This is a genomic window from Bacillus sp. FSL R5-0443, from assembly GCF_038608285.1.
Lineage (GTDB): Bacteria > Bacillota > Bacilli > Bacillales > Bacillaceae > Bacillus > Bacillus velezensis.
This window is the reverse complement of record NZ_CP152013.1, coordinates 628609-653502: the sequence shown is the minus strand read 5'-3', so window position 1 is coordinate 653502 and position 24894 is coordinate 628609. Positions and strand designations below refer to the sequence as shown.

Genomic DNA, 24894 nt, shown 5'->3' with positions numbered 1-24894 from the left:
TCTTCTATAAACCTAAACGCTCAAAGATCAAGTCGACGTTTTTCAAATGATAATTGTAGTCAAAGCAATCGGCAATCTGTTCCGGTGTGAGACGGGACGTGATTTTTTCCTCCGCTTCGACAAGCTGGCGGAACGGCACTTGTTTTTCCCATGCTTCCATCGCTTTCGGCTGAACCGTGTCATATGCTTCTTCACGAGGCAGACCCGTGTCGATTAAAGCAAGCAGCACGCGTTGAGAATAGATCAAACCGAGTGTGCGGTCCATGTTGCGTTTCATATTTTCCGGGAATACCGTTAAGTTTTTGACGATATTGCTGAATCGGTTCAGCATGTAATTCAGCGCGATTGTCGCGTCAGGAAGAATGATGCGCTCAGCTGATGAATGAGAAATATCACGCTCATGCCATAACGGTACATTTTCGTATGCCGTCAGCATGTACCCGCGGATCACGCGCGCCATGCCCGTCATATTTTCCGACCCGATCGGATTCCGTTTATGAGGCATAGCCGATGAACCTTTTTGTCCTTTAGCAAAAAACTCTTCCACTTCACGTGTTTCACTCTTTTGCAGACCGCGGATTTCCACTGCGAATTTTTCAATGCTCGTCGCGATCAAAGCCAGTGCCGCCATGTAATCCGCATGTCGGTCGCGCTGTAATGTCTGAGTGGAAATCGGCGCCGCTTTCAGGCCGAGTTTTTCACAGACATACTGCTCTACGAACGGATCAATATTTGCATATGTGCCGACCGCGCCGGAAAGCTTCCCGACTTCGATCCCTTCTTTTGCCTGCTTGAAACGTTCAAGGTTGCGTTTCATTTCTTCGTGCCAAAGCGCGAGTTTCAGGCCGAATGTCGTCGGTTCCGCGTGTACGCCGTGCGTGCGGCCCATCATGACCGTGTATTTATGTTCTTTCGCTTTTTCTTTTATAATGTCAACAAATCTCTCAATGTCCTTGAGCAAGATCTCATTCGCCTGTTTTAATAGATAGGAAAGAGCGGTATCCACGACATCTGTTGACGTCAGGCCGTAGTGAACCCATTTTCTTTCTTCGCCTAATGATTCTGAAACCGCGCGGGTGAATGCAACGACGTCATGACGCGTATCCTGCTCGATTTCCAAAATGCGGTTGATGTCGAAAGACGCGTTTTCGCGCATGACTTTGACGTCTTCTTTCGGAATGACGCCAAGCTCAGCCCAGGCTTCACAGGCTAAAATCTCGACTTCCAGCCATGCCTGGTATCTGTTTTCGTCCGTCCAGATCGCGGACATTTCAGGTCTTGAATAACGTTCGATCATTATGCTCGTCCTCCGTCTCTTTTCATCCATATGTTCGTGATGTCCTGAATCCATGTTTCATCAGGCTTCCGCAAAAATGTCATATGCCCCATTTTGCGGCCTTTTTTAATCTCATGTTTTCCGTACAGGTACAGTTTGGCTTCCTTTAAAAGCTCCGTATGCTCCTCCGCAAGCTTCACTTCATCACCGAGCAGATTCACCATCATTCCCGGTTTGAGAAGATCGGTTCTGCCGAGAGGAAGTCCGCAGACCGCTCTGATATGCTGTTCGAATTGGCTCGTTTCACAAAGGTCGAGCGTATAATGCCCGGAATTGTGAGGACGCGGCGCCAGTTCATTAATCAAAAGGTCTCCGTCTTCCGTGACGAACATTTCCACCGCAAGCGGCCCGACAAGTTCCAATTTCTCCGCGAGCTGAACGGCAAGCGCCTCTGCCCGCTTCTGAACCGTTTCCTCCGCTCTCGCGGGCACGATGCTTTGGAACAGAATATTATTTTTGTGGATATTTTCAGCAGCCGGAAAGGTTGAAATCTCACCGTGTACTGATCTCGTCACGATAACGGAAAGCTCCATCCGGAACGATACCCAGCTTTCAAGTATGCACGTGCCGTTCTCTAACAGCACAGCCGCTTCATCTGTCTGTCCTTCTTCCTTAATGACAAATTGGCCTTTGCCGTCATATCCGCCGCGGCATGTTTTCAGCACCGCCGGGAGCCCCAGTGCCTGAACGGCTTCCTCAAGCTCCCGTCCGCTGTTTACGATCCGATAAGGAGCGACTTGACAGCCTGCTGACTGGATCGCCTTTTTTTCCGTTTCCCTGTTTTGGGTGATGAGCAGCAGCTCGCTTCCCTGGGGAAGATATGCATGTTCTTTGAGCCAGTTGAGCGCCTCGTAATCGATATTTTCAAATTCGTACGTAATGATGTCACTGACTCCGGCCAATTTTTGAATCGCTTCACGGTCATTGTACTGGGCGGTAATCTCAATATCGGCGATCTGTCCGCAAGGCGAGTCTTTCACGGGATCGACGACAGCGACTTTATAGCCCATTTGTTTTGCGGCGACAGCCATCATTTTTCCGAGCTGTCCGCCTCCGATAATGCCGATGACGGCGCCGGGGTAAATCGTTTTTTTATCAGACAAGCTGATCACTGCTTTCCAGCACCGTTTGTTTTGTCGCATTTCTTCTCGCCTCTAGTTTATCCGCAATGTCGTCGTCAAATGCCGACAAAATTTGCGCGGCTAACAGACCAGCGTTTACTGCGCCCGCTTTCCCGATCGCCGTCGTCGCGACCGGCACGCCGCCTGGCATCTGTACGATAGACAGAAGAGAATCAAGCCCGTTAAGCGATTTTGTCTGAACCGGTACGCCGATCACCGGCAGCGTTGTTTTGGCCGCCGTCATTCCCGGCAGATGCGCCGCTCCCCCGGCTCCGGCAATAATGACTTTTAAGCCCCTGTCTCTGGCGCTTTCTGCATATTCAAACATCAAATCAGGCGTCCGGTGCGCGGATACCACCTGTTTTTCATAAGGAATGTGAAGTTCGTCAAGTATGTCGCATGCATGTTTCATTGTCTCCCAATCGGAAGTGCTTCCCATGATGATTCCTGCTAGCGGCTGCATTCTGTTCCCACCTTCTCATGCTTTGTTTTTCAGAAAAAAAAGCCCGGCTTATATTGCAACTATGAGGAAGCAATACAAACCGGGCATGGCGCGCGTATCGTCAGTCGTTCGCTTCTGCGATATCCATGTCAGCTGTTTATCACTTTCCTGCATAGTCCGGCCGTTTACGGCAGCCGGGTAGAAACTTATGGGCCATATTCCCAAGATTATATGAGGTCGTGTTTTGATTTCATGTTTATCTTAACAACGGACTTGGATAATGTCAACGACATTATCGAACGATATAAAAATTCTTTCTTTTAATGTTCGTGTTTAGATCAATTTCCCTTCAAATACGATTTTTTTCCCGCAAGGAACGACTTGAATTGATCCATTTTCTTTCTTTTCTGTAAAGATCGGCTCTTCCATCCGCCGGACGGGCATATAGCCCTCTTCCTTCATTAAAGTGAGAATAGTATCAATCGTTTCATGTTCCGTTACTTCAAACCGTTTCTTCTTTGGCTTTGTCATTCCTTAATTCTCCTCTTCTTCACTGCTTTCACCCAGAATCCGCCGTGGATCGCTTTCGGCTCAAAAGCGATGATAAACGCTTTTTCATCGAGCGTTTTAATCGTATCATACAGCTGAAGCTCATATTTGCGCGGCGTCAGAATCTGCATGGCGGTCCGGTCCCCTTCAAGGCCGCCCGCGACCCAGCTTGTGACTCCGTATCCTTTTTCCCGGAGCTGTTTCGGCAGGTCCAGATCAAGCTCTTTCGTAATGACGTTGACTGTTATGTAGCCGAGCGCCAGTTTTTCTTCAATTTTCATTCCCACTATGACGCCGAGGCCGTAGCCGAGCGCATAGGCAATGACGTTTTGAATTTGATTCAGATTGCCGAGCACGAGACTCAGGCCGGTTACATACACAAGGATTTCAATCGTACTGATGCCTGCGGCGAAATAGCGCTGTCCCTTTAATGTCAGAATCATCCTGATCGTAAAGAAAGAGACATATATAATGTTAATGATGAGAATAATGAGAACCATACCTATACTGTTGGATAAAATCGTCTGCATCATTGATTCCCCCTCCTCTGATAATTTGAAAAGCCAATCTTTCAATTAAGGATAGTTTACCCTCTTTTGATCATTTTCAAAAGAAAAAAAAAGCCCGCCCCGCAAGGCAGACTTTCAAGCTCTTATCAGTGAAGATCGGCTTTTTTCAATCGTTTGACGGCTTCATATTCCTTCTCAAGTTCACTCAGCGTGTATCCGGACAGTTCCTGAACATGGTCTTGATAAAACCCTGAGCGGATCAGTTTTGTCCTCAGGTGCTGTTTTTTCCGATTAATGGCTTCTCGCAACAACGGGGCCATCTTCATCATCCTTTCCGAATCATAAAGATTAATGCCGCTTTCCAATCTCTGTTGCTCCCATCATATATCGGACGGCTTTTCAAAACAACACGCTTCATTAGAAATATTTGTAAACATTGTGAAAGACAAATTTCGACTTATAAAGGAATCAGCGAAGCAGTAAAGTACTCGGAAATGAGCGGCCATGTCACAGCCGTAAAAACGAGCATGATGATGACCGCCGCGGAAATACAGTACATCACGTCAGCCGCAGGCTTTTCAGCCGATTTGTAAAGAATCTGCACAAATTGCACCATCGCCGAGACGGCCAGAAACAAGGTCAGCGCCGTAAACACCACGGTGATGACCGGCAGATTCAATATCGCGAAAATCATCCACACGATAGAGCTGGCGACAGCCGGAACCAAAAGCGATCCGACCCCCGCGGCCGCATCCCGCATCGTAATTTTCTGTTTCATCATATAACGTGATACAAGCCAGACCGCGCCGGCCGCAGCGGCAAAAAAGACGAGCGTATACACGAGAACGACGGTAAAACCGTCAAAAAACGTATGATGCCGCTCTCCGTATCCGAGAGGCCTTTGCTGGCTAGCCCTCAGCTGAAACCAATTTCCGATTGAGAAAAAGATACTGAATACAAGCATTGAAATAAGAGCATATTTAAAGCGGGAAAAGCCGTCTTCCCCAACGACCTTCACCGGTGATGTCAAAATGCGCAGCGCGAAACGGCAATAACGTTTGACCGCGGCCCATGCAGAAGCGAGTTTTTCCGTAAAAGCCGGAGCCGGGCGCCGTTCCTTATCTTTTTTCTTTTGCTTTTGATAACGTCCCGCATTTCTGGACATTCTCGACAGCGGTTCTTCATCAGTCCCCTGATGCTGTTTTTCTTCTTCCAACGTTTCTTTTCTTTCTTCCGTCATGTCAGCAACTCCTATCAAAAAAATACGGCGGAATTTGTTAAACAAGAAAATAAAACACTTATATAAGGTACCGAAGCGTCCTTAAACAGTCAAGCGGTTTTCTTCACCCGGACACCCACATGACGTTTTATAGTATGTATTGGTTTTACGGAATAGGACAAAAACAAAAAACCGGCTTAACTCAGCCGGTTTTTCCGTTATTTCAAGAAGATGAAATACAGGATAAAGATGACGAACAGCCCGTACATAATCGGGTGAACGCTTTTTCCTTTTCCTTTGCAGATCATTGTAATCGGGTAGAATATAAAACCGATCGCAATCCCCGTCGCAATGCTGTACGTCAGCGGCATCATAATCATCGTTAAGAATGCCGGCACAGCCACCTCGAATTTATCCCAGGCGATCTTCCCGAGCGGCGCCACCATCAGCGCGCCGACAATAATTAAAGCCGGAGCCGTCACATTCGTGGTGACAACTGACAGAAGCGGCGAGAAAAACGTCGCCAGCAAAAAGAGAATGCCCGTCACAACAGCCGCGAAGCCGGAGCGCGCCCCCGCCGCAACGCCTGAGCTGGATTCAACATAAGAAGTCGTTGTAGACGTACCGAGTACGGCTCCGATAACGATTGATGTTGAATCCGCCAGAAGCGCTCTTCCCGCACGCGGAAGTTTGTTTTCCTTCATCAGCCCGGCCTGTGTCGCTACAGCCACCAGCGTTCCGGCCGTATCGAAAAACCCGACGAACAGGAACGTTAAAATGACAATCAGCATTTGGACGGAGAAGATATCCGGAAGATGCATCCACGCCTGTCCGAAAGTCGGCGCAAGACTCGGCACGCTGCCGACAATGTGCGTCGGAACCGGAATCAGTCCGCAAACCATGCCGGCAACCGCCGTCAGAAGCATTCCGATAAATACGCCGCCGTTTACGCGAAGCACCATCAGAATGACCGTCACAATAACACCGAAAACCGTCAGCAGCACAGGGCCGCTGTGAATATTGCCTATAGACACCAAAGTCGATGAGTTCGCTTCAATAATGCCCGAACCCTGCAAACCGACAAATGTGATAAACAAACCGATACCCGCGCCGACCGCCAATTTCAGCTCAGGCGGAATCGCATTAATGATTTTTTCCCGCAGTCCCGTCAGCGAAAGCGCCACGAAGATAATTCCGGAAATCAAGACGCCGGAAAGCGCAGCCTGCCATGAAATCCCCATGCCGAGTACGACAGAGAAAGCAAAAAACGCATTTAATCCCATACCCGGCGCAATCGCGATCGGATACTTTGCAATGAGCCCCATTAAAATACAGCCGGCCGCAGACGCCAAGGCTGTAGCGGTGAACACCGCGCCCTGATCAATTTTTAATGCTTCGGGAAATCCTTTCACACCGTTTAAAGACAATGTCAGCGGATTGACGAACAGAATGTACGCCATTGACAAAAAGGTCGTTAAACCGCCGATGATTTCATTACGATAGCTTGTCCCCAGCTCATCAAACTGAAAAAATTGCTTCAAGCCAATTGCCTCCTTCATTCTCTCCCATTTATTCTGCCCGTTATCCGCCAAATAAAAAACGCCCCAAATACATTTGGGACGCTTGACTACATACGTTCAGTCTGAATAAATAAGAATGGATTATTTATATCAAACGATTGAGATTGATCCGTAGTCAAGCCATTTACGGTAGCTTGGTAGAAACTTGCGGGCCATATCCCCGCCATTATACGATATCTGCATATTTGATTTCTGAGTCTATTGTATCAATTCAATTTTGAAAACTCAATAAAAAAAACGAACAATCCCGTTAAAAAAATTTGGTTTATTCGTTAATTGACCAAAAATGGAAGACGGCAAAACCCGCCTTCCAGACATCATTTTCCGTCCGCAGGCCGGACCGGCACCGCGAATGTGATCCCCTTATCATCCGCCAGCAAGTTCATAGCCGTTTGATTGACGTACAAAGCATATGAATCGAATGAGAAATCGCGCAACGAATAGTCTTTATCGGACGAATCATCTAATTCAAAAACGGATTCCATTTCACCCGTTTTAAGGTTCGTGACTTTCGCCTTATTCCCTTTCAGATAATAGCCTTTTTCATACTCATTAAGCGATGGCCAGGTTTTCATTTTTTTCGTATTGCCGAGACCGATTGACTCACCGACATTCATCAGCTGATCTTTATCTGCTTTGTTGTAATTAATTCCTGTGAATTGATAATCGACGATCACCCGTCTGCCTTGCTGTTTGATCTTTTTGATGGTGATGCCGACATGATGATGTTTCGTTTTATAACTGACGGGCAGTTTTGTTTTCAGAGGGACGATTTCTCCAGGCTCTGATTCTGATTTTACATCGCCCGTTATGAAAAGTGTTTTCGCTTTCGGGTCTATCGGTTTGCTGAATTGTGTTTGGCCGCGTACTCTTTTCCCGCCGCCGGGAAGGTTCTTCCTGTTGCCAAGTTCAATAGCCGCTAACGTCATTTCATAATGGTTTCCTGCATCATCCGTTGCTTCGTCAATCGAGATGGCATCATTTTTAGCTGCATTTTGAAAGTCGACTGAATACAGGAGAGCCGATCCCGTCGTTCCGTTTTCCGCCCGGATATCGAAAAAGCGGTATAACCCGTTGACATTCACAGCTTTCGTTCCTTCAAGAGAAACGGACTTTTGTTTTTTAATCGGGAGTGTAAAGCGCCAGTTTCCGGGAATATCCTTGATTTGTGTAATGACAAGCGGAAGCTTATCACCGTCTTTCATCTTTGGGCCGTCCGCAAAAAAGCGAAGCTGCCCCCCGTACTGCCCGTCTTTCACTTTTTTCATGCCCTGACTGTCATAATCCAAAGATAATATATTCCGGCTGTCTTTATAATCTACTTCAAAAGGAATATCCTCCTCATTAGATTTCAAATTGTCAACGGTAAAATTGTAAACGAGCTGTCCGCTGTCGTAATACACACTTTTCACTGTAACCGTAATCCCGCGCGATTCCGCTTTCTCGTTCAGTTTTGTCACCAAATTGCTTTTAAACAGCGCAGAACCTGCCTTATCCTGAAATACCCTGTAAATCTGCCCGGCAACAGGGATGTTTCCCATAGCCGTATTAACGGAGGGCATGAATAAGCCTGAGGACAGATACAGAATAAACAAAGCAGCAGCAACCGCGAGTCCGTTTATCACTTTTCGTCCCCATCTCCGTCTGACGGCGCCTTCTTTTCCGGCACGGACAGCGGCGCTGTGTATCACGTTTTTCAATTCAGCTTTCGGCACGTCAATGTCCTGATACAATTGCTTCATTTGATGCTTTTCCATATATGTTTATCCTCCTTTTCCAGCTCCTGCTTCAATGCTTTTCTCGCCCTGTGGAGATGCGTTTTTACAGTGCCTTCCGCCATACCGGTCTGTTCAGCGATCATAGCAATCGAGAAATCTTGAAAATAATAAAGCTGAATGGTCAGCTGTATATGTTCGTCAAGGGTTTCCAGGGCATTCCGAAGATCTATGTATTCTTCAATGTTCTTATTCTCCGCGCGCGTATCGTGTTGCGGCTCAAACGGAATGACGTCTCCGTGCTTTTTCCTCATCGCAAAAATCGTATGAAGCAAAATCCGGATCAGCCACGTTTTAAAATATTTCGGCTCCTTCAGCTGCGCGATATGCAGAAAAGCCTTGTAAACCGTTTCCTGCACTGCGTCCAGCGTATCTTCCTTGTGATGCAAATAGAGATAAGCTGTTTTATATAAAGTCTCCTGATGAGCTGTGATCAGTTTTTCAAAGGCTGCGGCATCACCTTTTTTCGCCTTTTTGATCAATCGTTCTTCTTTCACCTTATCCACCTCCTATGCTGTTAGATATGAATCGGGGCAAAACGGTTTCAAAAAGATGAAAAAAAACGCCTCTTTTTTAAAAGAGACGTTTTTTTATCTTCATTTATTCCCACTCAATCGTTGCAGGCGGCTTGCTCGTAATGTCATACACGACGCGGTTGATGTGTTTCACTTCATTGACGATCCGTGTCGAAATCACTTCGAGCACATCCCAAGGGATACGCGCCCAGTCAGATGTCATGCCGTCAATTGATGTTACGGCACGGATACCGATTGTGTAATCATACGTTCTCGCATCTCCCATGACGCCGACGCTGCGGATGTCAGGAAGAACCGTGAAGTACTGCCAGATGTCGCGCTCAAGGCCGTGGTTCGCCACTTCTTCACGCAGAATCGCGTCTGATTCACGAACGATCTCAAGTTTTTCTTCCGTTACTTCGCCGAGTACGCGGATGCCAAGTCCAGGGCCCGGGAACGGCTGACGCCATACGATATCATCCGGAAGGCCGAGCTCTGTGCCGAGCGCGCGCACTTCGTCTTTGAAAAGGGTGTTCAGCGGCTCGATCAGTTCAAACTGCATATCTTCAGGAAGTCCGCCGACATTGTGATGCGATTTGATCGTTTGCGCCGTTGCAGTACCGCTCTCGATAATATCCGTGTAAAGCGTTCCTTGCGCAAGGTAATCGATGCCTTTCAGCTTGTCCGCTTCATCATCAAACACGTAAATGAATTCGTTACCGATGATTTTGCGTTTTTGCTCAGGATCAGAAACACCTTTCAGCTTGTTTAAGAATCTGTCTTTCGCATCAACTTTAATGACATTCATATTAAAGCCTTCGCTGAACGTTTTCATGACGCCTTCCGCTTCGCCTTTACGAAGCAGGCCGTGATCGACGAAAATACAAGTCAGCTGGTCGCCGATCGCTTTATGAATTAAAGCAGCCACAACAGAGGAATCAACACCGCCGCTTAGCGCGCATAGAACCTGCTTGTCTCCGACTGTTTCACGGATTTTTTGCATTTCGATTTCGATAAAGTTTTCCATTGACCATTTGCCTTCACAATCGCAAACGCCGAATACAAAGTTTTTCAGAAGATCATTGCCGTATTCAGAGTGGCGCACTTCCGGGTGGAACTGAACGCCGTACCAATTCTTGTCCGCTTTGCTCATCGCTGAATTCGGGCAGTGATGGCTTGTTGCGTCAACAGTGAAGCCTTCAGGAACTTCTACAACCAAATCGCCGTGGCTCATCCACACAACCTGTTCTTCCGGAAGATCTTTGAACAAGTCAGGAGTTCCTTGAATCTGAATGTTCGCTTTTCCGTATTCGCGCTGGCTTGCCGCCTCGACTTTCCCTCCGAGGTAATGAGTCATCAGCTGCATGCCGTAGCAGATGCCCAATACAGGAATATCGAGTTCAAAGATTTTTTCATCACAGCGGAAAGATCCTTCATCATATACACTGTTCGGTCCGCCTGAAAGGATAATTCCTTTTGGATTCATTTCTTTGATTTCCTCAGCTGTCAACGTATGGGGGTGCAGCTCGCTATATACGCCAAATTCACGGATCCGGCGGGTAATCAGCTGGTTATACTGACTGCCGAAATCAAGAACAAGAATCATTTCATTCACTAACTTCGTCATGGTTGTCACCTAATCTCCTCTAAGTTTTTGACACAGAAAAAACGGAGGACAAACGTTCAGCCCTCTGTCGCGCAAGACTTGTACGGAAGCCCGGCTTTTTAACGCTCCCGGGCTCCCATTTAACATTCATTTATTCTAACAACAGGACGATATGCGGTCAAGACTATCTTGTTTTAATTATATTTTCCCACAACTGTCCCGATTCATCCCAAAGCTTTGCGGCATTATCCCTGCGGTATAAGGCCCGCTCATAGCGCAGCGTCAGCTCGGACATGTCGTTTGTATGGTGCGCCTCGTCAATCCTCGCAGCAAAATCGCGCAGTGTTTCTCCGTCTCCCCTGCTGAATCCTTTTCGTTTCAGCTGGCGGAGCAGCGCGGCATATGCGTCGAAAAAGACGTCTTCATCCGTTCGCCGCTTCAATCTGGCTGCTGTAACGTGCGGAATCCAGCGCGCCCGGAGAAGCCAGGCGAGTGCCGCCGCGGCTGAAATCACGATGACGATGGCTGCATACGGCCATAGCTGTGCCGCGGTTTTGTTGCGGATCACAGGCTGCGGTGCCGCGCTGTGATCCCGCTTTTTCGGCTTTTCCTCTTTTTCCGGCTTTGTTTCCTGACGCTGCTTGTCAGACGGTTCATCCGAATTTCCCGCTGAGCCTCCGCTGTCTTTTGCCGCGGTATGATTTTGCTCTGACGTAAACTCCGTCGGATTGGTGAAGCCTTTTGTCGGCTCAAACGTCACCCAGCCCTGATCGGGAAAATACACTTCTACCCACGAATGGGCGTTGTTGTTTGTGACTTCATAAATGTGGCCGTTATGGTCGCCTGCCCCTTTATATTCGCCGGATGTATAGCCCTTCACCCAACGGGCGGGGATTCCCGCAGAGCGGAGCAGCACAGCCATTGCCGATGAAAAGTTATCACAATATCCTCTTTTCGTTTCAAACAGAAATTGATCGACATAATCCTGATTGTGCTCCGGAACCGCGACATCCTGTGTATTATACGAAAATGCGGAAGATCCGAGATAATCCTCGATCGCCTTCGCTTTATCGAACATATTATGATGATCCCGCGTCAGTCTGTCCGCAAGCTGTCTCACTCTTTTCGGAAGGCTGTCGGGGACCTGTAAATACCGGTCATTGAATTGATTCTGCTCACGGTATCGTTTCACTTTCACTTTTCTGAGATCATTCAGCTTAAAGACGGGCGCCTGAAAAGTCACCGTGTACCGTCCCATATTGCGGATGTTGCCCACTTGTTCACTGACCGGCGTAATTTGCTCGGTGTTTCCGTTCATTTCAAGCTGAATCGAGTGCTTCGGTTTAATATTGGAGACGCCGATCGGATACATGACGTGATTATAGAGATAATTCTCATCAATGGACACCTGTGCCGTATACCGTCTCGTCTGCACACTCCGGTCAAACCATATATCTTCCACGTTGCCGCCGTTCAGTTTATAGGACATGCCCTGATCGGTCTCCACCCAGCCTTTCCCCGTGTATGTATCCTTCGTTTCCACCCGGAAGTACGCCCGTTCTTTTCCGTTCCATGTGAAAACCGGCGTATCATCCTGCTGAAAAGGGCCGCCCAATGTTTCATCATGATTGCCGTAGCCGATTTTGCTTTCGGCGGCGGGCACTTCTTTGTGGTTTGTTATTTTTTTAAGAAACGGCACGGGGTCCGGCCAGTTCGGGTCTGATTTCGGAGCCGCCAGACCGAACACGACGGAAGCGCAGATAAACAGCATCAGCGGCAGAAACCATTTGAGTATCAATCTTTTTTTAAACGCTATGTGTTCCGTAAGCCGGATGCGCTCCATATACAAAAGCCCCATCATCAAAAAGCCGATAAAGACGATCCGGATGACGGCGTACGCGGCATCATAAGGAGTAAACGTATCAAGCACGGTGATATACGCCACCGTCATGATAAAAAAGAATAATATTTTCCGCTGATAGATCACCCAGTAATGCAGCAAATACACGAGCAGCCATAAAAGTACAAAAAACAGCAATGTGCGGAATGACGGATTCATATCATTCCATCTTCCGGTCCCGATGTGGCGGGCATTTTGCATGACGTCCCGCAAAAAAGAAACGAGCCATTCCGGCTGAAAAACCGAACCTTTATAAAACAGGATGTGAATACTGATCAACGTAAACAGAATGCAGGACGGCACGGTGACGTACCACCTCATCCGGAAGAATGACAGCAGAAATGCCAAACCGATAAAAACGATGAAAAAACCGGTATGTTTTGTATCTGTAAAATTGTGCAGCGGCCTGAGCCATTCCCATAACAATAAAAAAGCGAGAAAATAAAACAGCAGCAGACTCAGCCTGCTTCCCTGGTTCTCGTCATGCGGCATGGCGCGCCACCTCTCTTTCTAAACAACATGGGACACCCGTTTGTCCCTGATCATTTGCACCTTAATATTTTTTTGAGCGAAGATGAGAGCGAGTTTCCGTTCTTTCTCCGAAAGCGCGGCATTCGTTTCTTTCGCCAAAAACACCGTCATGTCAGCACGGCCGGGCTCAGCCTGTTTGAGAAGGTCTTCTGTAAGACTGCCCGTCACGACGGCAATGGAAGCTTTGCGGACGCGCGGATCCGCCAGCTCTTTTCCTAAACGCCCGCCTGCATCGGCTTCTTCCGATTCTGAAGCTGATGCCAGGTAACGCAGCATCTTTCTGAAATGCCGGTCTCCCTCCCGGACGGGAAATACGGTCCGGTCGCTCCCCAATGAAATAAATCCTGCGGGAGAGCCCTTCACAAGCGCCGTGTAAAGCAGGGATGCCGAAGCTGATACCGCGGCTTCAAACGATGGGGACGGCCTGCAGTCCAAAAGGAGAACCATATTCACACTCTGCAGCGGGTCAAATTCCTTCGTCATCAGCTCATTTCGCCGCGCCGATGTTTTCCAGTCAAGTGCGGAAAACCGGTCGCCCGGCTGATAATTTCTGACGCTCGCAGCCATTGCGGAGCGGTGTACCTGAAACGGAGCGCCGGCAGCCGCACCCTCTTCTCCGGAGGCAGCCTGCGGCTTATAGTGAACAGACCCGTACGCCGGGAAAACCAGAACCGTATCCGTAACGGAAAACGACGCCGTCTTGTCCAAAAGCCCGAGAACATCTCCCGTCCGCACTCTTATCGTATGTAAATGATGCTCTCCGCGCGGCACCTGCGGCAGCTCATATTGTAACGTCAGCTTCCTTTGAAACCACGGAAACACGAGCTGTTTCGCACTGCGCCTCTCGCCAAGCGTTTCCGGCATCACATCTTCAATGACCATATATGTCAGCGGAAACGGCAGGCGCCTCGTCAGCCTGATGGTGACAGACAGCCTGTCGCCTGAGGTTAACTGGGCAGAGGACACGTCACGCGTCACCTGAAACGCCCGCAGCGGGTACACAGCGACCAGCCCGGCGTAAACGGTAAACGGCAAAAACGCATAAAATAAAAACCAGCTCACAAATCCGCCCTGAAACATGGCATAAGAAAAGACAGCCGCCGTCAGTACGGCCAACATAAGCAGCTTCCAGCCATATAGAAGCCAATGCATCTTCTTTCTCATTAGCGGACCGACATCCTTTGAACGGGGACTTTTTCCGTTTGCATGATGTCTTCTATAACCGCTTCCGGCGTCACATCGTTAAATTTCGCCTCGGCGGTCAGGATCATTCTGTGCGGCAGCGTATACGGAGCCAAATACTGGACGTCATCAGGAATGACGTAATCGCGGTCATGAAGCAGCGCGTACGCCTGCGCGGCTTTCATTAATGAGATTGAACCGCGCGGACTTACGCCCAGATGTACGGACGGATGCCGGCGGGTATGCTGAGTAATGCCGACGATATACGCTTTAATTCCATCATCCACCCGCACCTGCTCCAATTTTTGCTGAAGGCTGATAAACTGTTCTTTAGAAATGACGGGCTCGATTGTTTCAAGCGGATTGCGCCCTTCCTGCAAAGACAGAACTTGAAGCTCTTCCTCGGCAGTCGGATAGCCCATGCGCAGCTTAAATAAAAACCGGTCAAGCTGGGCTTCGGGAAGCGGATACGTTCCTTCATATTCAACCGGGTTTTGTGTGGCCATGACGAAAAACGGCTCAGCCAGCCGCATTGTCTTTCCGTCAATCGTGACATTCCCTTCCTCCATTGCCTCAAGCAGGGAAGACTGCGTTTTCGGAGAGGTTCTGTTAATTTCATCAGCCAGCACGATATTCCCCATGATCGGTCCAGGGCGGTATTCAAATTCCATCGTTTTCGTATTATAAATAGAGACACCCGTCACATCTGACGGCAGAAGATCCGGCGTGAACTGAATCCTCTTAAAGTCAGCTCCGATCAGCTTGGCCAAAGCGCGGACCATCATCGTTTTTCCGACTCCCGGCACGTCTTCCAGCAGCACATGCCCTTTTGCGAGAATGGCGGCCAGACTGAGTATGGCGATATCCCGTTTTCCTATGATGATGTTTTCAATATGCTCAACGGCTTTCTCCAGCAGCGGATGCAGCTCTTCTTTATAAGCCATTCTTCTCCTCCTAGTCATCTCTCAAATTTCAATTATCGTAACCTAACTTTACCACAAAATATAAACAGTATAAAAAAACGTTTCCAGCGAATTGTTTCCAGTCTGAAAAAGGAAAAAGCTCCCTTTAGAAAGGAAGCTTTATTTCAGCTGGAGAGGCTCCATATGAACGTGTGAATGGTCAATGGCATGTTCCTCTTTCATCTTGCGTTCTACCTCATTGGCGATCTCATGACTCTCTTTAATGTTCAGATCTGACGGCACTTCAATGACGACATCAATATGAACGGAGCTGCCCAGATATCTCGCTTTAATATCTTTTAAACGGCTGACGCCCGCAATCTGTTCAATCGTCTTTTTATAATCAGAAATATGTTTGACATCAAAACCGTCAGTCAGCGAATGAGAGGATTCCTTAAAAATATCCCACGCGGTTTTGCAGATGATCAGCCCGATGATAAACGCGGTAACCGTATCCACCCAAGCCAAATGGAACTGTGAAGCAAAAATTCCGATAAACGTGCCGATACTGACGAGCGCATCTGATTTATTATCAGCAGCCGCAGCTGAAAGCGCCTGGCTGTTTACCTTTTTCGCAAGCCCTTTCGTATAGCGGTAGACCATCAGCATCACGACCGCGCTCCCCGCGGCCGTCCAGGCGGCTATCATATCCGGTGTTTCCTCTTTAACGGAAAAAATAGATTGCGCGGCGCTGAACAGCACTTGCATTCCGACAAGCATCATAATAATGGAAGCGATGAGTGACGCGACGGTCTCTGCCCGAAAATGGCCGTAAGGATGATCTTCGTCAGGAGGTTTCTGAGAGATGCGCAAACCGATGAAAACAGCCGCAGATGCCACGATATCAGTCGTATTATTTAAACCGTCGGCCTGAAGCGCTTCTGAGTGAAACAAATAACCGATCACAAGCTTCACAGCCGACAATGCCGCATATGCGCCAATACTGACAATCGCTCCGGTTTCGCCTTTTTTCAATTCATGATATCTCTCCACTGAAAATCCTCCTTCCCGTTCAATTTTTCCTTCATTATCATACAAAGCGAAGATACAGTGTCTATAGAAACATGATTCACTTTCCACAGAAAAATAGTAAGCATAGAACATTTATGCGCTCAGGAAACTTATTTTTATTCACAAAACCCCTCTCATCCCAATCGTATCAAGGATTATCGCCAACCCATGTTCATGGAATTATTTTCAAACCCATTAAAACACAGAAATAACAGAAAATTATTTCTTTTCCTTCCGGCACCTTCTGCTGTACGGACGAGAAAAAATGTCATATTTTCTTACATCATTTTCAACTGCCTGTGGCATTTATGATAGAATAATACTTGTCGGAATATTCAGCATAAACAAACCAAAAGGAGGCAAAGAATGAATCAGCCTAACTCTTTATCAAAGGGATTAAAAACCCGGCATATGACTATGATTTCAATTGCCGGCGTGATCGGCGCCGGATTATTTGTCGGAAGCGGATCAGTCATTCATTCCACCGGACCCGGAGCGATTGTCTCCTACGCTTTAGCAGGATTATTAGTGATTTTTATTATGAGAATGCTGGGGGAAATGTCCTCCGTCAACCCGACAAGCGGTTCGTTTTCACAGTACGCGCATGACGCCATCGGTCCTTGGGCCGGTTTTACGATCGGATGGCTGTATTGGTTTTTCTGGGTCATCGTCATTGCCATTGAAGCCATTGCAGGCGCCGGAATCATACAGTACTGGTTCCCGGGCATTCCGTTATGGCTGACGAGTCTGCTTCTGACCGTGCTGTTAACACTGACGAATATTTATTCAGTTAAATCGTTCGGCGAATTTGAATACTGGCTTTCCTTAGTGAAGGTAGCGACGATCGTTGTCTTCTTAATCGCGGGATTTGCGTTCATTTTCGGAATCGTCCCCGGCAGCAAACCGGTCGGGCTGGAAAATCTGGCGGGCAGCGGCGGATTTTTCCCTAAAGGTCCAAGTTCCGTTCTGCTCGGCATCGTCGTTGTCATTTTTTCTTTCATGGGATCTGAAATCGTCGCAATCGCAGCGGGAGAAACGTCAAATCCGGTCGAATCCGTCACAAAGGCGACCCGGTCAGTCGTTTGGCGGATCATTATTTTTTACGTCGGTTCCATTGCGGTTGTGGTCACACTGCTGCCATGGGATTCAGCCAATATTTTGGAAAGCCCCTTCGTTGCCGTTTTGAGCCATATCGGGGTTCCCGCAGCCGCTCAAATCATGAATTTCATCGTCCTGACAGCCGTTCTGTCCTGCCTGAACTCCGGGCTTTATACGACGTCACGGATGCTGTATTCACTGGCAGAGCGAAATGAAGCGCCGCGGCGTTTTATGAAACTGAGTAAAAGAGGCGTACCGGTTCAAGCCATTATCGCCGGCACCTTTTTCTCCTATATTGCCGTTGTTATGAACTACTTTTCTCCCGACTCCGTATTTTTGTTCCTGGTCAATTCATCAGGGGCGATCGCACTGCTCGTCTATCTCGTCATCGCCGTCTCACATCTGAGAATGAGAAAGAAAATCGAACGGACAAACCCTGAATCTCTTAAAATCAAAATGTGGTTCTATCCGTACTTAACCTACCTGACGATCATCGCCATTTGCGCCATCTTGTTATCTATGCTGTTTATCAGTTCAATGCGGTCTGAATTTCTGCTGACAGGATTTATTACTCTGGTGGTACTTGCCTCATATGTATTCCGCAAAAAACAAAAACCGAAAGAGAGCGCTTCCGAAAGCCGGATTGCGCAATAACCGCAAACACCCCCCTCAAAAAGGGCGGGTGTTTTTTTAACCAACCTGTTCCAGGCAGCATTAACTGTAGTACAGGATTTCAATAAATGATAAGGACAGGATGAAAAATGGCACTAGAAAAATTTGCAGATGAACTGCCGATTATCGAAACACTCCAGCCGCAGAAGAAATCAGACGGCAGCACGTATTATGAAGTCACCATGAAGGAATGCTTTCACAAGCTGCACCGCGATCTCCCGCCGACCCGGCTGTGGGGGTATAACGGTTTATTTCCCGGCCCGACGATCGACGTGAACCAAGATGAAAACGTCTATATTAAATGGATGAATGACCTTCCGGATAAGCATTTTCTGCCCGTGGATCATACCATTCACCATTCAGAAAGCGGCCATCAGGAACCCGATGTCAAAACCGTCGTCCATTTACACGGAGGAGCAACGCCGCCGGACAGCGACGGCTACCCGGAAGCATGGTTCACAAAGGATTTTAAGGAAACGGGTCCTTATTTTGAGAGAGAGGTATACCATTATCCAAACAAACAGCGCGGGGCTCTGTTATGGTATCACGATCACGCCATGGCGATTACGAGGCTCAATGTGTACGCCGGGCTTGCCGGGATGTATATCATCCGCGAGCGAAAAGAAAAGCAGCTGAAGCTTCCCTCCGGAGAGTACGACGTACCGCTTATGATTTTGGACCGCACGTTAAATGACGACGGTTCCTTGTCTTATCCGAGCGGGCCTGCTACCCCTTCCGAAACGCTGCCCGACCCTTCCATCGTCCCGTTTTTTTGCGGAAATACCATTCTCGTCAATGGTAAAGCGTGGCCGTATATGGAAGTTGAACCTCGGACATATCGTTTCCGCATCCTTAATGCCTCCAATACGAGAACATTTTCTCTCTCGCTCAATAACGGCGGGAAGTTTATCCAAATCGGTTCTGACGGCGGGTTGCTTCCCCGCTCTGTCAAAACACAATCTATCAGCTTAGCCCCGGCAGAGCGGTATGATGTGCTCATCGATTTCTCCGCCTTTGACGGAGAACATATCATTTTAACGAACGGCACCGGCTGCGGGGGCGACGCCGATCCGGATACAGACGCCAATGTGATGCAATTCCGCGTCACAAAACCGCTGAAGGGAGCAGACACAAGCCGGAAGCCTAAATATCTTTCAACAATGCCTAATGTGACATCAAAGAGAATACACAATATCAGGACGCTTAAACTTACAAATACGCAAGACAAATACGGCCGGCCCGTTTTGACGCTGAATAACAAGCGATGGCATGATCCTGTGACAGAAGCGCCGAAGCTCGGCACAACGGAAATCTGGTCGATTATTAATCCGATGGGGGGAACCCATCCGATACACTTGCACCTTGTTTCCTTCCAAATCCTTGACCGGCGTCCTTTTGACTTAGAGCGTTATAACAAATTCGGCGACATTGTGTATACAGGCCCCGCCGTCCCGCCTCCTCCAAGTGAGAAAGGCTGGAAAGATACCGTGCAGGCGCACTCGGGAGAGGTCATCAGAATCGCGGCGACCTTCGCTCCTTACAGCGGACGCTACGTATGGCACTGCCATATTTTAGAACATGAAGATTACGACATGATGAGACCGATGGACGTCACGGATAAGCAGTAAACAAATATCACCCCTTTTAGAGAAGGGGCTTTTTTATTTATCCAAAAAGAAAAAATAAGAAGACACTTATTTGCATATACTGTAATAACAGGAAGACGATGCACCCTCATTGGAAATCTGGATAGAAAAAGGAATTAGGAGATTAGGGAAAAGTATGAGACAATGAAGGAGTGCACGAAAATTCATAAGGGAAGAAGTGACTTTATGTCTTACTACAACAAACGTAATCAGGAACCGCTGCCTAAAGAAGATGTCAGTACGTGGGAATGCACAAAAGAGGACTGTATCGGCTGGAGCAGAAAGAATTTTGCCGGCAGTGATACCCCGACTTGCCCCCTTTGCGGCAGTAAAATGATCGACGGCGTCCGTTCGTTGGTAAATCTCCAAAACAATAATCAAACGGCATCAAGTTAGACCTCCCTTTTACGAGTCTCAACATAGAGAAGGCCTCCATGTCTCATGAGAGGCCTTTGCTCTTATTATGTCCTTTTATGATGCAAAAGAGCAATGAACATGAAAAACGATCGGCAGCAGAACGATCTGAAGGAAATGGCAAAACGGCGGAAAATGAACCTTGCCGCACAGTCATTCATCGAAACGCTTCATTTTGCCGTTCCGATTCTCCGTTTTTTCAAATGGCTCGCCTCAGCCGCAGCCAGCTTTGTTCATTAAAAAACACCCAGCGGGCGCTGAGTGTTTTTTTCATGATTGGATGACGGAAAAACTGTTAATAATGCCGTTGTCATTTTCCCAGACTTTTTCGCATTTTTTCGTATCCAAATGATAAGCATAAATGGTCCGGACCTTCGCATTCCGCCCCGTTTCATCCTTCAGACGCTTAGCGCCTTTTGCTTCCGCCATGAAATAAATGATGCTGCCGTCTTTAGAAAACTGAGGCTGGGCATCAATCAGCGGAGCGAAGTCCTTCCCGTTTGAGATAATCGTTTCATCTTTTTTCGTTTTGACATTCATCAGACGGATGGACGCTTTTTGTTCCGTCCCTTTTTGTGTATAAGATGTAAAGACAAGGTTCTTTCCGTCCGGTGACACCGCCACGTCGCTGATAAACTGCTCAAGATTTGTCAGATCCTGAAGGTGTTCGCCCGCTCCTGCTGCAAACCGGATATTCGTCGGTTCAGGGTCAATCCCCTTCTCATTTGCCTCATCCGTTTTTTGATAATCCTCTTTTACGGAATAATGCAGAAGCGCAAAATCGTTTTGGCTCCGGTTATAAAAGAAGCTGCTTACACTGTCATCTTTCTCATCGGCGGCGGGATACAGATTTTCATAACGTTTCGTTTTCAAATCAAAAGATGCGAGACGGAAAATATCTTCATCCGCTTTTCCGAGACGGAAATAAATGTGCGTCAGATCCTTTGATAAAAACAGACTGTCAGCGCTTGCCGTTCCTTTATAAAGCACCGTCTTCTTTTTCGTCTTCAGATCAAGCTTATAGAGACGCATCTCATTTTGGTCATTATTCCCGACAAAATAGAGCACCTGATGGGCGTCATCCAGCGCAAACGCCGGATATGCCGAAAGCTTTTCCTCGTACAGCACGCGGCCGTCCTTGTAATATTTCGTCATCAGATCTTTGTCTGTAATGGAAACAAGCAGCTTGTCATGGCCGCCGGAGACAACGGCTTTCCCGCCGCCGTCGCTTTTTCCTTTAATCAGTAAAACGGACGCGATGACCGCCGCCGCCAAAACGGCAGCCAGCAACATCCAGATCCATCGTTTCTTCTTCATTATCAATCTCTCCGTCAATCAGAAAAAGCAAGAATCAGTGTCCTTGCTTTTTAAGATGGTCTATTTTAATAGCTGTAGTGTCCGGATACTCTTCCTTTGCTTAATGGATATCCGAGCGCTTTGAACGCTTTCGGGCTGACATCCAATACGGCATTCGGCAGACGGCCTACATCATTTTTGTATACGGTGATAACCTTTTTCGGTTTTGCTTTCGCATAAGCTCTGATTTTCGTTCCGTTTCTCGGAACGTCAAATCCTAATTTTGTCGCGCAATCCCAGTGTCCCAGTTTTTTACCGGAAGATCCTTTTTTACCGACTCCATTATACCATGTAATATTTCCGTTCACTTTTTTAGCGCTTGCATCAGAAGAGTAACTGATCGCTCCCAGCGTGCTTCCTGCTAAAATCAATAAGGCTAAGAATAACTTCTTCAAGCTTTCGTCCTCCTGATTCTTTATTCTAGGCAAAATTATACACCAAGAAGACGATTATAATATTTCAATCACTTTACATGTTCATTACAACGTGATGAGACATGCACATAACGATGGCACAATTTCCCGTTCTATATAATTCCATGGTAAATTATACTACAAAATTTAATTCATTAGCGTTATAATATTCATAGAGTATTTCTGCATTCAATATGGACTTTTTATAAGGCCTATTGATAGTTGCATAATATGATATATTTTGAGAAATCAGGCTTTAGGAAGCAGGCACTTTATTCCTTTTAACCGTGGTTCATATTGATCATGTACCTATACTCGTTTCAATCAGACTAGGAGTGATAATCAATGAAAGCGGCAAGATGGCACAATCAAAAAGACATTCGAATCGAAAACATTGATGAACCTAAAGCAGAACCGGGTAAAGTCAAAATTAAAGTCAAATGGTGCGGGATTTGCGGAAGCGACCTTCATGAATATTTGGGAGGCCCGATCTTTATTCCGGTCGGCAAACCTCATCCGTTAACAAACGAAATGGCGCCCGTCACGATGGGTCACGAATTCTCAGGAGAAGTCGTTGAAGTGGGCGAAGGCGTCAAAAATTACAGCGTCGGCGACCGTGTCGTCGTGGAACCGATTTTTGCCACACACGGACATCAGGGAGCCTATAACCTTGATGAACAAATGGGATTCTTAGGCTTAGCTGGAGGCGGCGGCGGATTTTCTGAATATGTATCCGTTGACGAAGAATTGCTGTTTAAGCTTCCTGAAGAGCTTTCTTACGAACAGGGCGCGCTTGTTGAGCCGTCAGCGGTAGCGCTTTACGCCGTCCGCCAAAGCAAATTAAAAGCGGGCGACAAGGCGGCAGTTTTTGGCTGCGGACCGATCGGGCTGCTTGTGATTGAAGCCTTGAAAGCGGCCGGCGCCACAGATATTTACGCGGTTGAACTTTCACCGGAACGTCAGGAAAAAGCGAAAGAACTCGGCGCTATCATCATTGATCCGTCAAAAACGGACGATGTCGTTGAAGAAATCGCTAAACGCACAAACGGAGGCGTTGATGTTTCTTATGAAGTAACAGGCGTTCCTGTCGTTCTCCGCCAGGCGATCCAGTCAACAAACATTGCCGGTGAAACGGTTATCGTCAGCATCTGGGAAAAAGGAGCGGAAATTCATCCGAACGATATCGTTATCAAAGAACGGACCGTAAAAGGCATTATCGGATACCGTGACATCTTCCCTTCCGTTCTTGCACTGATGAAAGAGGGCTACTTCTCAGCAGATAAGCTCGTCACGAAAAAAATCGTGCTCGACGATCTGATTGAAGAAGGCTTCGGCGCTTTAATCAAAGAGAAAAACCAAGTGAAAATCTTAGTCAAACCGAACTAAACCGTTCAGCTGAATATCAGACACATCCGAAAAAGAGCCGTTCCGGCTCTTTTTTTCATCTCATCGTCTTTCCTTCCTTTTCCTTTTAAAAATGATCCCCTCTGCGCAAACTATTTTTCACCCTGTCCCGTCTATCCTTAGGCAGCAGCCTATGATACGTATTTTTAAAAAAGGAGCCCTTTGAAGCAATGAAGAACGAAACAGCCAAAGCGTCGCTTGTGACGTGCATAACTGAGCGCAAGGAAGACTTTTACCGGCTGGCGTACAGTTACGTAAAGAACAAGGATGACGCGTTAGATATTGTTCAAGAATCAATTCAAAAAGCGCTGACATCGGTCGAATCCGTCAAAAACCCCGATGTGATCAAAAGCTGGTTTTATAAAATTTTAGTGCGCACGGCCATTGATTTTCTCCGCAAACAGAAAAAACTGAAAGTGATGGACGATGAAACGATCGAGTTTTTAAGCCGCGGAAAGGAAGATCACTACAAAGACACAGACCTTCACGAAGCGCTTGATGACCTGCCGCATCAATATAAAACCATTATCATTCTGCGTTTCTTTGAAGACCTGAAATTAGAAGAAATCGCGGACATCACGGGGGAAAACATCAACACCGTCAAAACACGCCTTTACAGGGGGCTGAAGCTCATGCGCATTCAGCTGACGAAGGAGGATCTTTCTTAATGGAAAAGAGATTAGAACAATTAAGAGAAGAGTATAAAAGTGTGCCCATTCCTAAGGAACTGGACAGCATTGTCGAAAAAGCCCTTCAGCAAAAACCGAAGAAAAAACGAATCGTGATGTGGCCGACATCCGCGGCAGTCGCTGCGGCCGTCTTATTTACCGCCGTTGTCAATATCAACCCGGATGCCGCACAAGCCATGTCTAAAATCCCCGTCATCGGCAAAGTCGTACAAGCCATCACATTCACGGAGATGAAGAAAGAAAAGAACCAATCAAGCATTGATGTAAAAACGCCCGCTCTGTCCGGCCTTTCCGATCATAAACTCGAAGACAGCATCAACCGGCATTATATGAAAGAAAGCAAAGAGCTGTATCAGGAATTTATGAAGGCGACCTCAAAAAGCAAAAAAGGCCACCTCAGTATTTACAGCGATTATGAAACCGTTACTGACACAGCGGATTTGATCTCAATCCGCCGTGATATCGAAAAAACACAAGCTTCATCTTATACGCAAAGCCGTTACATCACGATTGATAAAAAGAATGAGGCCGTGCTTACGTTAAAGAGTCTATTTAAAGATGACCGTTATATTAAAGTCATCAGCGAAAATATTAAAGAACAAATGAAAAAACAGATGAAAGAAGATCCGAATAAAATATACTGGGTCGAAGATGATGATATGACGGAGCCTTTTAAAGCCATCCGCGCCGACCAGAATTTTTATATTACAGATAAGCACAAACTTGTTATTTCATTTGACGAATATGAAGCGGCACCCGGATATATGGGCGTTACAGAGTTTACAATACCGACCTCCGTCATCTCCAAGCTGCTTGTCGGAGACCGCTACATCAGATAAAGAAAGAAAAAAATCCATGATATCCGCAGATCATGGATTTTTTCTTTCGTCCCGCAACAGCCAAGATGCACAAGGGACCCTTTTCATATAACAGACGCCGGACGGGGGCTGAAAAGTTTAAGAAA

The 24894-nt window shown here is 47.2% G+C and carries 24 protein-coding genes and 2 riboswitches; of the genes, 7 read left to right on the top strand and 17 right to left on the bottom strand.

Annotated elements, in window-relative coordinates:
* Positions 1-4: 4 nt before the first annotated feature.
* The 15 genes from purB to NYE28_RS03350 form a co-directional block, all read right to left on the bottom strand.
* Entirely contained in the window at positions 5-1297 is a 1293-nt protein-coding gene (gene purB / locus NYE28_RS03420) for an adenylosuccinate lyase (RefSeq protein ID WP_007408896.1), read from the bottom strand.
* Complete coding sequence (gene purK / locus NYE28_RS03415; RefSeq protein WP_051058653.1) at positions 1297-2478, bottom strand: 5-(carboxyamino)imidazole ribonucleotide synthase; 1182 nt, start codon at positions 2476-2478, stop codon at positions 1297-1299. Before purK ends, purB begins: the two co-directional genes overlap by 1 nt.
* Positions 2432-2920: a 5-(carboxyamino)imidazole ribonucleotide mutase gene (gene purE / locus NYE28_RS03410; protein ID WP_007609846.1), complete on the bottom strand. Its 489-nt coding sequence runs from the start codon at positions 2918-2920 to the stop codon at positions 2432-2434. The genes purK and purE overlap by 47 nt, the downstream gene beginning before the upstream one ends.
* Positions 2921-3052: 132 nt before the next feature.
* Positions 3053-3154, bottom strand: a riboswitch (purine riboswitch).
* Between the two features lie 78 nt (positions 3155-3232).
* Positions 3233-3430, bottom strand: coding sequence for an NETI motif-containing protein (locus NYE28_RS03405; protein ID WP_003155772.1), 198 nt, complete (start codon positions 3428-3430; stop codon positions 3233-3235).
* Positions 3427-3981 carry a DUF5698 domain-containing protein gene (locus NYE28_RS03400; protein ID WP_007408893.1) on the bottom strand — a complete coding sequence of 185 codons (555 nt, stop codon included), beginning with the start codon at positions 3979-3981 and terminating at the stop codon, positions 3427-3429. Before NYE28_RS03400 ends, NYE28_RS03405 begins: the two co-directional genes overlap by 4 nt.
* Before the next feature lie 122 nt (positions 3982-4103).
* On the bottom strand, positions 4104-4277 hold the full coding sequence (locus NYE28_RS03395) for a Fur-regulated basic protein FbpA (RefSeq protein WP_076982879.1): 174 nt from the start codon (positions 4275-4277) through the stop codon (positions 4104-4106).
* 137 nt (positions 4278-4414) lie between these two features.
* The gene (locus NYE28_RS03390; protein WP_342490295.1) at positions 4415-5197 is read right to left on the bottom strand and encodes a hypothetical protein; all 783 of its coding nucleotides are present in this window, start codon (positions 5195-5197) and stop codon (positions 4415-4417) included.
* Between the two features lie 197 nt (positions 5198-5394).
* Positions 5395-6717 carry an NCS2 family permease gene (locus tag NYE28_RS03385; RefSeq protein WP_337681340.1) on the bottom strand — a complete coding sequence of 441 codons (1323 nt, stop codon included), beginning with the start codon at positions 6715-6717 and terminating at the stop codon, positions 5395-5397.
* A gap of 131 nt (positions 6718-6848) precedes the next feature.
* Positions 6849-6950: riboswitch (purine riboswitch) on the bottom strand.
* 123 nt (positions 6951-7073) lie between these two features.
* The gene (locus NYE28_RS03380; protein WP_342490294.1) at positions 7074-8513 is read right to left on the bottom strand and encodes a DUF4179 domain-containing protein; all 1440 of its coding nucleotides are present in this window, start codon (positions 8511-8513) and stop codon (positions 7074-7076) included.
* Entirely contained in the window at positions 8495-9028 is a 534-nt protein-coding gene (locus NYE28_RS03375; protein WP_033574951.1) for a sigma-70 family RNA polymerase sigma factor, read from the bottom strand. The genes NYE28_RS03380 and NYE28_RS03375 overlap by 19 nt, the downstream gene beginning before the upstream one ends.
* Positions 9029-9131: 103 nt before the next feature.
* Positions 9132-10673, bottom strand: a complete 1542-nt coding sequence (guaA, locus tag NYE28_RS03370; protein ID WP_007408887.1) for a glutamine-hydrolyzing GMP synthase — start codon at positions 10671-10673, stop codon at positions 9132-9134.
* 163 nt (positions 10674-10836) lie between these two features.
* Positions 10837-13044 carry a DUF4129 domain-containing transglutaminase family protein gene (locus NYE28_RS03365; RefSeq protein ID WP_218791510.1) on the bottom strand — a complete coding sequence of 736 codons (2208 nt, stop codon included), beginning with the start codon at positions 13042-13044 and terminating at the stop codon, positions 10837-10839.
* Between the two features lie 18 nt (positions 13045-13062).
* Complete coding sequence (locus NYE28_RS03360; RefSeq protein WP_160222897.1) at positions 13063-14247, bottom strand: DUF58 domain-containing protein; 1185 nt, start codon at positions 14245-14247, stop codon at positions 13063-13065.
* Positions 14247-15209, bottom strand: coding sequence for a MoxR family ATPase (locus NYE28_RS03355; protein ID WP_007408884.1), 963 nt, complete (start codon positions 15207-15209; stop codon positions 14247-14249). The genes NYE28_RS03360 and NYE28_RS03355 overlap by 1 nt, the downstream gene beginning before the upstream one ends.
* A 138-nt stretch (positions 15210-15347) precedes the next feature.
* Complete coding sequence (locus NYE28_RS03350) at positions 15348-16220, bottom strand: cation diffusion facilitator family transporter (RefSeq protein WP_014417084.1); 873 nt, start codon at positions 16218-16220, stop codon at positions 15348-15350.
* A gap of 384 nt (positions 16221-16604) precedes the next feature.
* On the opposite strand from NYE28_RS03350, the gene gabP reads away from it, so the two are divergent.
* The 4 genes from gabP to NYE28_RS03330 all read left to right on the top strand — a co-directional run bounded on the left by gabP (position 16605) and on the right by NYE28_RS03330 (position 20308).
* Entirely contained in the window at positions 16605-17990 is a 1386-nt protein-coding gene (gene gabP / locus NYE28_RS03345; protein WP_332286625.1) for a GABA permease, read from the top strand.
* A gap of 107 nt (positions 17991-18097) precedes the next feature.
* Entirely contained in the window at positions 18098-19636 is a 1539-nt protein-coding gene (gene cotA, locus NYE28_RS03340) for an outer spore coat copper-dependent laccase CotA (RefSeq protein ID WP_032871767.1), read from the top strand.
* A 204-nt stretch (positions 19637-19840) separates the two neighbouring features.
* Positions 19841-20050 (top strand): cold-shock protein, encoded by a 210-nt coding sequence (locus NYE28_RS03335; protein WP_007408879.1) that lies wholly within the window; start codon positions 19841-19843, stop codon positions 20048-20050.
* Between the two features lie 99 nt (positions 20051-20149).
* Positions 20150-20308 (top strand): hypothetical protein, encoded by a 159-nt coding sequence (locus NYE28_RS03330; RefSeq protein ID WP_012116985.1) that lies wholly within the window; start codon positions 20150-20152, stop codon positions 20306-20308.
* A 30-nt stretch (positions 20309-20338) separates the two neighbouring features.
* Here the strand turns inward: NYE28_RS03330 and NYE28_RS03325 are convergent, their stop codons facing one another.
* Both NYE28_RS03325 and NYE28_RS03320 read right to left on the bottom strand, forming a co-directional pair.
* Entirely contained in the window at positions 20339-21385 is a 1047-nt protein-coding gene (locus tag NYE28_RS03325) for a PD40 domain-containing protein (RefSeq protein ID WP_043021619.1), read from the bottom strand.
* 65 nt (positions 21386-21450) lie between these two features.
* A complete protein-coding gene (locus tag NYE28_RS03320; RefSeq protein ID WP_007408877.1) occupies positions 21451-21819 on the bottom strand; it encodes an RlpA-like double-psi beta-barrel domain-containing protein in 369 nt (122 codons plus the stop codon).
* A gap of 363 nt (positions 21820-22182) precedes the next feature.
* On the opposite strand from NYE28_RS03320, the gene NYE28_RS03315 reads away from it, so the two are divergent.
* From NYE28_RS03315 to rsiV, 3 genes are all read left to right on the top strand, one after another.
* Entirely contained in the window at positions 22183-23223 is a 1041-nt protein-coding gene (locus NYE28_RS03315) for a 2,3-butanediol dehydrogenase (protein ID WP_007408876.1), read from the top strand.
* Between the two features lie 188 nt (positions 23224-23411).
* Positions 23412-23909, top strand: a complete 498-nt coding sequence (locus NYE28_RS03310; RefSeq protein ID WP_003155802.1) for an RNA polymerase sigma factor — start codon at positions 23412-23414, stop codon at positions 23907-23909.
* Positions 23909-24769 (top strand): anti-sigma-V factor RsiV, encoded by an 861-nt coding sequence (rsiV, locus tag NYE28_RS03305; RefSeq protein WP_251248679.1) that lies wholly within the window; start codon positions 23909-23911, stop codon positions 24767-24769. The genes NYE28_RS03310 and rsiV overlap by 1 nt, the downstream gene beginning before the upstream one ends.
* Positions 24770-24894 lie beyond the last annotated feature (125 nt).